The sequence below is a fragment of the Calditrichota bacterium genome, assembly GCA_016867835.1.
In the GTDB taxonomy this organism is placed as follows: Bacteria; Electryoneota; AABM5-125-24; order Hatepunaeales; family Hatepunaeaceae; genus VGIQ01.
Genome location: VGIQ01000098.1, coordinates 1 through 11,012 on the forward strand (window position 1 = coordinate 1; position 11,012 = coordinate 11,012).

Annotated in this window: 14 protein-coding genes; all 14 read right to left on the bottom strand. The window is 57.0% G+C overall.

Features of this window, described 5'->3' with window-relative positions:
* A partial coding sequence (locus tag FJY67_09425; protein MBM3329672.1) for an amidophosphoribosyltransferase occupies nucleotides 1-267 on the bottom strand: 267 nt, incomplete at its 3' end.
* 142 nt (nucleotides 268-409) lie between these two features.
* Nucleotides 410-829 (bottom strand): hypothetical protein, encoded by a 420-nt coding sequence (locus tag FJY67_09430; protein ID MBM3329673.1) that lies wholly within the window; start codon nucleotides 827-829, stop codon nucleotides 410-412.
* Nucleotides 830-861: 32 nt separating this feature from the next.
* Nucleotides 862-1,242 (bottom strand): hypothetical protein, encoded by a 381-nt coding sequence (locus FJY67_09435; GenBank protein ID MBM3329674.1) that lies wholly within the window; start codon nucleotides 1,240-1,242, stop codon nucleotides 862-864.
* Nucleotides 1,243-1,443: 201 nt separating this feature from the next.
* Complete coding sequence (locus FJY67_09440; GenBank protein MBM3329675.1) at nucleotides 1,444-2,085, bottom strand: deoxynucleoside kinase; 642 nt, start codon at nucleotides 2,083-2,085, stop codon at nucleotides 1,444-1,446.
* A gap of 10 nt (nucleotides 2,086-2,095) precedes the next feature.
* Nucleotides 2,096-2,623, bottom strand: coding sequence for a 2-amino-4-hydroxy-6-hydroxymethyldihydropteridine diphosphokinase (gene folK / locus FJY67_09445; GenBank protein MBM3329676.1), 528 nt, complete (start codon nucleotides 2,621-2,623; stop codon nucleotides 2,096-2,098).
* Nucleotides 2,623-3,066, bottom strand: a complete 444-nt coding sequence (locus tag FJY67_09450) for a dihydroneopterin aldolase (GenBank protein MBM3329677.1) — start codon at nucleotides 3,064-3,066, stop codon at nucleotides 2,623-2,625. The genes folK and FJY67_09450 overlap by 1 nt, the downstream gene beginning before the upstream one ends.
* Nucleotides 3,029-4,117 carry a histone deacetylase gene (locus tag FJY67_09455; protein MBM3329678.1) on the bottom strand — a complete coding sequence of 363 codons (1,089 nt, stop codon included), beginning with the start codon at nucleotides 4,115-4,117 and terminating at the stop codon, nucleotides 3,029-3,031. The genes FJY67_09450 and FJY67_09455 overlap by 38 nt, the downstream gene beginning before the upstream one ends.
* A gap of 65 nt (nucleotides 4,118-4,182) precedes the next feature.
* A complete protein-coding gene (locus FJY67_09460) occupies nucleotides 4,183-5,571 on the bottom strand; it encodes a hypothetical protein (GenBank protein ID MBM3329679.1) in 1,389 nt (462 codons plus the stop codon).
* A 25-nt stretch (nucleotides 5,572-5,596) separates the two neighbouring features.
* Nucleotides 5,597-7,477 carry an excinuclease ABC subunit UvrC gene (uvrC, locus tag FJY67_09465; GenBank protein MBM3329680.1) on the bottom strand — a complete coding sequence of 627 codons (1,881 nt, stop codon included), beginning with the start codon at nucleotides 7,475-7,477 and terminating at the stop codon, nucleotides 5,597-5,599.
* Nucleotides 7,478-7,513: 36 nt separating this feature from the next.
* Nucleotides 7,514-8,299 carry an enoyl-CoA hydratase/isomerase family protein gene (locus FJY67_09470; GenBank protein MBM3329681.1) on the bottom strand — a complete coding sequence of 262 codons (786 nt, stop codon included), beginning with the start codon at nucleotides 8,297-8,299 and terminating at the stop codon, nucleotides 7,514-7,516.
* A 10-nt stretch (nucleotides 8,300-8,309) separates the two neighbouring features.
* The gene (locus FJY67_09475; GenBank protein ID MBM3329682.1) at nucleotides 8,310-8,861 is read right to left on the bottom strand and encodes a GNAT family N-acetyltransferase; all 552 of its coding nucleotides are present in this window, start codon (nucleotides 8,859-8,861) and stop codon (nucleotides 8,310-8,312) included.
* A gap of 80 nt (nucleotides 8,862-8,941) precedes the next feature.
* Nucleotides 8,942-9,445, bottom strand: a complete 504-nt coding sequence (locus tag FJY67_09480; protein MBM3329683.1) for a DUF488 domain-containing protein — start codon at nucleotides 9,443-9,445, stop codon at nucleotides 8,942-8,944.
* An 88-nt stretch (nucleotides 9,446-9,533) separates the two neighbouring features.
* Entirely contained in the window at nucleotides 9,534-9,872 is a 339-nt protein-coding gene (locus FJY67_09485; protein MBM3329684.1) for a hypothetical protein, read from the bottom strand.
* 229 nt (nucleotides 9,873-10,101) lie between these two features.
* Nucleotides 10,102-10,467: a DUF488 family protein gene (locus FJY67_09490; protein ID MBM3329685.1), complete on the bottom strand. Its 366-nt coding sequence runs from the start codon at nucleotides 10,465-10,467 to the stop codon at nucleotides 10,102-10,104.
* Nucleotides 10,468-11,012 lie beyond the last annotated feature (545 nt).

Sequence of the window (11,012 nt, forward strand, 5' to 3'; positions counted from 1 at the left end):
CAATGACTGGTAATTGACCAGATTCCCGTTATGGGACATCGCAATCGGGCCGGAGCGGGTTTCGACGAGCAGCGGCTGGACATTCTGAGCGCTCGAAGGTCCGGTCGTCGAATAGCGGTTATGCCCGATGGCATGCTCGCCCGGCAGCCGACTCAGCATTTCGCGATCCCGGAAGACATCCGCCACCAGCCCGGTGCCGGCGTGCCGCGAGAGTTCCCTGCCATCCGAAGCGACAATGCCGGAGGCCTCCTGACCGCGATGCTGCATGGCATAGAGGCCGAGGTAGCAGAGATTGGCAGCCTCCGGCAGACCGGTTACGCCGACAACGGCGCAGTTCGGACGGGCAGTGTCATTGGTAACTCTCAAATCGAACCTGGTATTGGAAATTGACCTGCTCTCGTTACCCGACTCAGATCGGCTTCACATCGAACCCATAGAGATGCGCATCGACGAAGGCATCGACCATCGCGAGAATGATCATCCCGGCTAAATACCAGCCGAGACGGTTGCGATCTTCGCGGTATATGGCCGCAATATCGCTCCGTCCCATTCGGGCATTGGCGGCGCGCAATTGATCCTGCCGGTAAATGCCGTAGATGAATGCGGCTTCCGCTCCGCCATAGATCACGGCCTTTAAGGGCTGTCGGTTGTAGGATTGTCCCCAACCCGGCAAGGCCAGAGAACGGAGCGCAGCACCTGTTGGCGAAGGACGAAATGGCTCTGGGGCGGGCTGGGTGGGGGCTGCGAAGATCGCCTCGCTGATCCTGGACGTCTGAGCAACGCTATGCCCCACTCCAACAGCCATTAGACCAAGGCCCAGTATCCCCAAACTTATGCCTGAAGCCCGGAGCCTGAACCCCCTTAGACCACCGCGGCGACGCATTCGATCTCAACCAGGGCACCCTTGGGCAGCGCTGCTACCTGAACGGTGCTGCGGGCTGGGGGCTTGTCATTAAAGAACTTCGCATAGACCGCGTTGACGGCTGTGAAGTCATTGATATCAGAGAGGAAGATCGTCGTCTTGAGCATCTTGTCAAGGTTCGAAAGCCCGGCATCGAGGACTGCGCTGAGATTCTTCATCGCGCGCTCGGTCTGGGCTTCGACACCGGTCGCTAGTTCACCGGTCGCCGGATCTATTCCTATCTGACCGGCACAGAAGATGATACGTCCCTCGTGGACGACGCCCTGACTATAAGGACCGATTGCCGCCGGCGCTTCGGTCGTTTCGATTACCCGCTTCATTCTGCCTCCTTCCTGGCTGGGGGTGGTGATGGCAACTCTTCGAACTTAGCATCCTCGATCTCCGGTTCGGCAAAGGGCGGAATCGGAGCCCTCGGCTGACCCGGGGCTCGTCGGGGAGCGGTTCGTCCCGACACAAAAGTCCGGGCGAGTATCCTCCATAATAGCAAAAACAAAAAAAAGAGCGAAAGGAATCGGAGCACTTCATTCCTCCGGATTCAAATATACCGTCCCCGCCCGGGCTGACCGCACCGCCTCGACGAGCCGGTTTCGGTGTGCGTTGTTCCTGACAAAGTCTATCCGCGCTGCATTCACAATCAGGAGCGGAGAGTGCTCCCAGTGTATGAAATAGCGGTTGTAGGCTTCGGTCAGTTCCTGCAGATAGGCGAGGTCTATCGACTTCTCATACGGAATGTCGCGGATCCGGATATTTTGCAAGAGTCGTTCCGGTGGCACCTGAAGATAGACGACGAGGTCGGGACGCGGGACATCGGTGTCGAGTGCACTGGCGAGTCGTTGATAAAGATCAAACTCCCGGTCTTCGAGGTTGAGTGCAGCAAATATGCGGTCCTTGTCGAAAAGGTAGTCGGCGATCACCGGCCGACTCCAGAGGTCGCGCTGCTTAAGTTCCGACATCTGCCGGTGGCGCGACAAGAGAAAGGTGATCTGAGTTTGCAGTCCCCACCGGTGCGGATCGCGATAGAAGTCCGCCAGGAACGGATTGGCCGTCGGTTCTTCAAGCACGAGATCGGCTTCGAGTTCCTCCGCCAGGAACCGTGCAAGGGTTGTCTTGCCAACGCCGATCCCGCCTTCGACGCTTATTATGCTGCCGGGCTGCAGACTCATAAATGCTCCCTTAAGGGGTGAAGGGCCTTATCCAACCGCTATCGGGACACTCTTGTAGCGCCTGCCGAACGGTCCTGCCGGAGCCTGGGATTAACACATCCGGCGCAAGGTCCGCAAGCGGCAACAGGGCGAAGCGCCGCTCAAGAAGACGCGGATGCGGCACCGAAAGCTGCAAGGAGTGGATGATCCGATTGCCGTAAAGCAGAATGTCGAGATCGAGTGAACGTGGTCCCCAATGGAGGTTATCCGGACGACGTCCAGCCAGCCGTTCGATGGCTCGCAGTTCACTTAATAACGCGGCGGGCGCGAGGAGCGTTTCCAACTCAACAGCAGTATTGAGGAATGGGCTCTGCCTTACCGGTCCCCATGGTTCAGTTTCATAGATCGGTGCCAGGGTGACCCGGTCATTGGATGACACTCTCTTCAAGCACTCCAGCGCGTAGGCAATCTGAGCTGCCCGATCTCCCATGTTCGATCCGATGCCGACGTAAGCGACACTTCCCGGTCGATCCCCGGATTCTCCGGCCGGAATCTCCATTACTTTTGCCTCCGGCGCAGGATCTCGACTTCGGCGCCTCCGGCGACATCAAAGAGCGGTGGACTCATTTTGCGCACGACTACCCTGACGAAGTCCATACTTGATTCGACAAGGACGCGATCGGCGATCTCCTCTGCCAATGCTTCCAGGAGGTGCTTACGCGGTCCGGTTATAACCTCTGTCGCGATGCGATGCATAACAGCATAGTCGAATGTGCTGCCGGGGTCATCGCTCTGTCCGGCATCACACAGGTCGCTTCGCACTTCGAGATCGACTTCTATTGCTTGCTCCTGTGATGCTTCTTCATCCGTGACCCCATGCCTTCCAGCAAGCCGTATCCTGTTGAGACGAATGGCGTCGGGAGGCAGATCATCAATTATGAGTCCTCTTCTCAAGCCGGCGCTTTCACCCCTGTAGCCCGCTAACGAAACCGGACACGCCATCCTTTAGTCCGGTCAGGTCATAGCCTCCTTCGAGAAGCGCTATCACCCGGCCATTAGAGTGACGTTCAGCAAGGTCCCGTATCCGCTCGCCCATCATCTGGTATCCGGCACCAGTGACTCTCATCCCACCCAATGGATCGCGCCAGTGAGCATCGAATCCGGCCGAGACCAGGATGAATTCAGGCACAAAGTCATCAATCGCCGGGATAATTTCCCGCTCATACGCGACCTGATAGACGTCATCATCGGAACCGGCTGGTAATGGAAGATTTAAGGTCCGTCCCAGACCTTTTCCGGCACCACGATCTTCGCGCATACCTTTGTGATACGGAAAGAGGTTGTCGCGGTGGATACTGATGAAGAGCACCGTCTCATCCTTCCAAAATACTGCTTCGGTACCATTCCCGTGATGGACGTCGAAGTCGATGATCGCGATCCGGCTAATACGGTGTTCTACCTGTAGATAGCGCGCCAGGACGGCGATATTATTGAAGAGGCAGAATCCCATGGGCCGGTCGGCGAGAGCGTGATGCCCGGGGGGACGGACAAGAGCAAAGCCTTTGGTATTTTGGAGAATGGATCTTGGATTTTGGAATTGAGATGCAAGAGTCGAGTCCTGGCGGAGCATCCAGTCGGCGAGCGAGAGTCCGGCACCGACGGCATTGAGTGCCGCATCCCAGGTCGCCGTTCCGACGTTCGCCTCCATCGCAGGGATATATTCTCCCCCGGACTGGCAGAGCCGCCGCATTGCTTCGATATAACCGGGTCTATGAACCAACGCGATTTCGGCTGGGTCGGCTTCACGCGTTTCAAGTTGGAGCACGACTTCATCCGGCAGCGCTGATCTAACGCCTTCCAAAGCGGCGCCGATCCGATCCGGACGCTCAGGGTGACCCGGTCCGGCATCGTGGTTAAGGCAAGCAGTGTGGGAAGCGAGGCAAATCACGTTACAGTCGTCAGACCGGGCCGTTGTCCGACGGCTGCGAGACAACGCCGTCGTATGATGCGATGTCCAACTCTGACATTCAAACTCAATATACGCCTCTCGCATGGGGTCGGCAAGTTAGCAGTCCGCCTCCCATACCGCTTCCCTGCTCAAATAAGTCCCTCAATTTCCTATAGTCCAAAGCCGGTCTTGCGCTCGATGCTAAATGATTCTCGCGATGAGTAAGTTGCCCGGAATGTCGCCCGGAGGCTATACCTGCCGCTCGGCAAACGTTTGCCCACATCATAGGACGCTGGCAAAGTCGGCAGCGGCTTCCCTCCCGGCAACTGCGCAGGCACCATTAAGTTCCAGAAGAACTGCACTTTCCCGGCATCGAAGCGGCGGTTCTCCATCAGTCGCGCGATAAACCTCCCGGCAGCGTCTTCGACATCGACATCGACCAACGCCGGTTCGGTCAGGAAGAAGGAGACCCTAAGGTCCCGCCAGATCGAATCGCTCACTACAGTGGCTTGCAAGTCCCTCACATCGACGCCGACCCAGAGATACTGCGCGCCCGGCCGTTCGGCTACGAATATCTGTCCGAACCTGCGGTATAGTGCAATCCCGCGCGGTTCATCGAAACGATAGTCGCCATCGCCGGTTTCACCGAAAGTGTCCAGGTAATTCAGGTTGCGGTCGAGTTTATGGATGCAGCCTCTTGTCCGGTCGGTAATCAGCACCTGGTTATGGTAGTCGAGCGCGAGCCATTCGAGGTGCTCGATTCCGATGTCGCCTTCCCACTCTTCGGTTCGGGTTCGCTTCACGAGTTGGCCTTTCAGGTCAAACTTGCTGACCCGCTGCCCCGCGGAGTCGATCACCACGACGAATGCATCCTGGTCAAAGTAGGTCCAACTCTCGCCCGGTCCGGTGGCAGCAATTCCAGCGGGCGACAACAATCCTTCCCAAGCCAATCGAACAGCGCCTGTTGAATCGAACATCGTCACCCGTCCCAGTGCGGCATCGGTAACCAGCAGACTCCCGTCCGGCAGCAGCGCAGCCCCTATCGGATCGATGAACTCGCCCTCCCCATCTCCAAATCGGCCGATCTTCCGCACGGGAACGAGGGATTTCCCTCCATTGCGGAGGTGATGCACTTCTGCCCGCCCCCGATCGACGACATAGACCTGTCCCCATCGGTCAGCTGCGATTCCCCAGGGACGTTCGAGCGCTTCGCCCCTGCCTTCCTTGCCAAATAATCCCAGTGCATACATCGAACGGTTATAAATAATGCATTTGTCGCCTGAATTAACGCCATAAACCGTCACTTCGTCGTCGTCGCCTTCGCGGGAAGGATCCTCCCAGGCGTCAAGCCGGGCACAGGCGAGGCCTTGCGGGTCGTCGAACTTTGTCTTGTAGCCAAGAAAAAGCCGCAGGTGCAAGGGCCGCGCTTTGACCACGCCCCAGGTGTGCTTGTAAGGTGGATAGACGAAAGTCCCGGGCCCTGCCGCGTCGACGGTCGTAACCATCAGGTTTAGAGCAACCATCGATGACACCAAAACAGTGCACCGGTAGTAACGCATGGCGCCTATAGTCCGCATTCGCACCTTAGGATGTCAACGTCTCCTTCACTTGCTCGGCGGCCCTTCGCGACATCCCCCGAACCGCGGCGATCTCTTCTACCGATGCTGTCGCGAGCCGTTTCAGCGATCCGAACGTCTTCAGTAACGCGCTCCGCCGGATCGGGCCTATCCCGGGCACGTCGTCGAGCCGCGACTTCACCTGTCGTTTGCCGCGCAGCAGGCGCTGTCGGGTGATGCAAAAGCGGTGCGCTTCGTCCCGGGCGCGCTGGATCAGTCTCAATGCCGACGAGGTCTTGGGAAGCGCCAACGGCAACGGATCGCCGGGCAGATAGATCTCCTCCAGCCGTTTGGCGAGGCCGATTACCGGCATATCCGGCAATCCTAACTCTGTCAACACCTCCCGGGCTCGATTCAATTGCCCGATACCTCCATCGATTAAAACCAGATCTGGCAACCGTGACAATCTATCATCACCGTCATCATCATCATCATCGATTGTTGCAACTGATGGTTCACTCAGCAGCCTTCGATACCTTCTTCCCACGGCTTCAGCAATAGCCGCGAAGTCGTCGATACCGGTGAACGATTTGATCCGAAAGAGGCGGTATTCCGACCGAAAAGGTTGACCGGCACGAAAGACGACCATCGCCGCAACGCTATCGACGCCAGCCAGATGCGAGACGTCAAAGGTCTCGATCCACATGGGAGAATGTTCCAGATGAAGCACCTCTTGAAGCGCTTTCACCGAGCGGGGGACGAAATCGCGTTTTTCGGCGATCAACCGACGTTCGGCAAGGACTTGCTCGGCATTGACCCGGGCTGTAGCAGCAAGCCGCGCCTTCATCCCGCGCTGGGGGTGATGCAGGACTACCCTCCGCCCAGCGGTCAACGTCAGGAGTTCGGCTGCCAGCGCGGCGTCTTCCCACATCAGCGGAATAAGAATCTCGTCGGGTACCTGATCCGGCGATTCGTAGTGGCGAATAAGGAAGTTGCCCAGTAGTTCGCCATCGGTGAGCCCGACCGTGCGTTCAAGATGAAACTTCGCCTGTCCGACGATCCTCCCGCCACGGACGATGATCAGGACGATGGCGGCATAAGCATCTTCGCGCACCAATCCAACCGCATCGATGTCAACCGGATCGGGATCGATGCGCGGTTGACGTTCACTGAACTGCCGGGCGGCACGAAGCCGGTCGCGGGCGAGGGCGGCTTCCTCGAAGCGATGCTCCGCCGCCAGGCGGTTCATTTCGCTTTCGAGATAATCTACGACATCCTCATGCCGCCCTCGCAGAAAACTGACGAACCGGGCGACGCCGTTGGCATAGGTATCCGGCGACACCTTCGCTTCGCACGGCCCGCCGCAGCGGCCGATATGGTAATCAAGACAGAGTTTGAACTTCCCGGCTGCGATGCGGGATTCCGTGAGTGGTAGGTTGCAATCACGAATCTGCAGAATGCCCTTTAGCGTCCGAAGGAGATGCCGGGTACCGAAGACGTCGGTGTAGGGGCCATAGACGTCCCCCGGCGGTGGGTCGTTCGGTTTGCGGGTGAGCAAGATGCGGGGGAATGGCTCGCGTGTGACCTTTATATAAGGATAGGACTTATCGTCGCGCAGGTCGATATTGAACTTCGGCCGGTGCAATTTGATGAGCGACGCCTCCGTCTTCCACGCTTCGACCTCGCTATGGGTCAGGAGCAACTCGACGTCGCGAATGGCGGCGACCAGCCGGGGATATTGGTAGCGTCCATCGTCGTGGCCGGTGAAGTAACTCCGGACGCGGTTGCGGAGCGACTTCGCCTTCCCGATATAGATGATGCGCCCGGCGGAATCCTTAAAGAGATAGACGCCGGGCTTGTCCGGGAGCACCGCCAATTTGTCGGTCAGATGCGACACACCGTCACTCATGCGACCGCATCCTGCATACTACCTTCACCCATCGCATCAATCGGCCCACTTAGGTTTGCGTTTATCTAAGAACGCCGCCAGCCCTTCCCGGCCCTCCTCCGAGGTGCGCAAGTTGGCAATTAGCCGGGCGGTATATTCGATATACTCCTTGCGACCTTGCGCGACCACGTCGCGGGTCAGTTTCTTGGCTGCAGCGACGGCGTGGGGGCCTGAAGCGATGATTGAGCCGAGCACCTCTTCGACCTTGGCATCGAAGCCGTCTGCAGGTGCGACATGATCGACAAGGCCGTAGCGGAGTGCTTCTTCGGCGGTGATACGCCGTCCGGTTACGAAGAGTTCCCTGGCGCGCCCCTCGCCGACCCGACGGATAACATAGGGAGCAATGCAAGCCGGCACCAGACCGATCTTCACTTCGCTGAACGAAAAGACCGCTTCCGATACCGCGACGACCACATCGCAAGCCGCCACCAGTCCGGTTCCGCCGCCGATTGCCGGCCCGTTGACGCGAGCAATCGTCACCTTGGGGCTGTGCGCAAGCGCGTCGAGCATATAAGCCAGCAAGAGGGCGTCGGAGTGGTTCTCGGTGAACGTCGCCTGCCCCATTCGGCGCATCCAGTCGATGTCGGCACCGGCGGAGAATGCACTTCCGGCACCGGTAATCAGCAACGCCCGGACGGTGTCGATCTTGCCGGTCGCCTCGGCAGCGCTGCGAATCTCGGCGATCATCTTGTCGTCGAAGGCATTGCGGGCGTCGGGCCGGTTCAAGGTCAGACGGGCGACCGGGCCGTCAGAGTCGAGTTTAAGCGTCGTAAATTCCATCATGGTTCCTCAGTTAAAGATAAAGCCGCCAGACTCCACGCCGCTCATGAGGATGGACGACCTTGAATCCGAGCGCTTCAAAAAGCCCCGGAGGCCCCATCCAGTGGTCGTCGTCGCTGAGCGTCTGCTCGGTCCGCGGGTAGGCCTCTACGGCGACAATGCCACTCGACTTTGCCTCGCTCAGGATGGCCTGCAGCATTTCGCCGGCAACTCCCGATTTTCGCCTATTGGGATGGATGAAGAGGCAGGTGATTGCCCAGACGCCTGGTTCGGGGCTGAAATCGTAATGCGCACAAAGACGGCTCACGCGTTCGCGGACGCCGACCTGACACCAGCCAACCGGTCTGCCGTCCTCATAGGCGAGGAAGCCGTCGAGTTCGCCGCTGTCGATGATACTATCGCGGACGGCGCGGTTCTGTTCGGCGGTGCGGGAGTCCCACTCGTCCCAGGTCGTCTCAGCCCGCCAGGCGGCGCAGGCGCACCAGGCGACCCCTTCATTCGAGGCGATCAGGGCATAAAAGTCCCTCGCATTCGCCTTTGAAAGAGGATGTATTTCGATGCTCATTTGTTCATTCCAAGCAGGTCGTCAAATAGTAGCATCAGTAGGACAGGCATTCCTGCCTGTCCTACTGGAGAAGACTACTATCATTTGCACTTATTAATGATGTGCTCCACAGCGCATCCGGTGATCGCTTGAATCTCCTTTGCCAGCAGCGACCGGTGGCAGGCATCGGGCGTCCGCTCGACGCAGACCAGGCAGATGCGCTTGCCTGAGAGGGACTCATTGGCAAGGGTCGCTTTCAGCCACTCGCGCTTCGTTGCGATGAATGCTTCATAAGCCTTGATGAACGCGGGATCGAGCCTTTCGCGGTCGGATTTCTTCTGACGCGCCTGGTGATCGGCTTTGCCCTGGATGGCGCGCATGTCCGCCGGAGGCGCGACCTCGCGCCAATGGACGTACCCGATGCCGTTAGCGGCGAGCAATTCTTGCAGCCGTCCGGCGTTGGCGAATGGGTAATGCCCGCCGCGGACGCCTCGGCGGTCGCGGATGTCGGCAAGGAGGTCGATGCGGTTATCGGTCAGCCCCCGCAGGAACGACCCCTCGGTCTGCCCATAGACACCGGTGGTGAAGAGGGTGGTTAGAGCCAATTCCTTTCCCGGAGGGCGGACATTCCTGTCCGCCCTAAAAAGTCCATCTGGAGGGCGGACATTCCTGTCCGCCCTATTATCTTAATCGTCATTCTTGAATGAATTCCCAGCCAACATAATCACTTGCATCTTCTGCAAGCAGTGCACCCACAGGATTGTGCTGTAAATAGGCGAGCGCACCTGCAAGATCATCTTCAGTTCTGATCGCGCGATCGAAGTATTTATCTGACCAAATACTTCCCTTTGTTCTGCGATACCGATTGACTAATCGGGCAGTAACTCCCTTCATGCCCTTAATAATCCTTGATAAAGCATAACCGGGTTTCGGCTGCAAGATCAAGTGAACATGATTTGGCATAACTTGAATGGCGATAAGTTTATAAAATCTCTCATTATCTTCAATAATCTTGTGCTTCACTAATTCAATTTCGTGCTTCGATCAGTGCCCTGATATCAATCGAAAAATGATGTGATAATAGACTTCGCCTACATCCATATGGGGAAGTTTGCGCGGATAGGGTGAAGGGGTGAAGTGCACTTTACTATCTCTTCTTAGGGTATAGGGCGGACAGGAATGTCCGCCCTCCAAGTCAGGTTAGGGCGGACAGGAATGTCCGCCCGCCAAATCAGGTTAGGGCGGACAAGAATGTCCGCCCTCAGGGAAATTCACGCCCATTTTCGCCTCGACCCGAGAGCAGGTTCAAACATGGTGTTCTGCCCGCCGTCGAGATACCGGAAGATCTCATCAACGCGCAAAGCGCTTCGCGGTTGAACTCGGCCTTGTGCCGTGAGTAAGGTGCGCAGCGGACGTCGATTAGATACCGGACGCCATACTTCTGAAGCGACGCGACGAACTCCTCCATCGTCCGGCAACCTATGCCGATGGTAAGGAGGGGGGGTATCAGAATACATTTTTTCTGATGTATCTCCACAATTTCCCAACAATCATCATGACAAAGACAATTATGACCGCATAGAAGGTGCTGCGTAATCCTCCATCGCCATCTTGGGTGCCCGGAGATCGCTGCGCAGTAGGCTCTTGCGGACCTCTATTACTATCTAAAGATGGTTCTTCAATTCTACCTCCCTGATTCGCAACTGAGATCTTGGGGATGGCAATTCGGAGTTGCTCCTCATGCTCACCAGTTGTCCCTTTAAAATTGAGGGGACGAGACAAGAGGATGTCAGACTCTTTAAGATTGCCACCTGTGCTTCTACTGATTCCAAAAGATATGTCATTGAATCTTGGATCACAATCGACACAAACATATCCCAATCTATTAGCATTTTCATCTGTGCATTGGTCTGTATATTGATATGAATAGAAATCCCCCATCATGGACTTGCAGTGGGGGCAGGTGTTGGATAAGTAATGCTCCTGCATAGTTGAGCTGAAATTATGTTGTAATATTGCGCCTCGACCGAGCGCTAAATCTCGCCCTTTCTGATTCAGATGCCTGACTCCATAACTATGAGTCTGTTGAAAAAGTCTTTCTTGTAGTTTAAGATTCTTCGGGATCTGATTTTGGATTCGCACTTTGTATATTGGGGTTGTCACATCACCCCG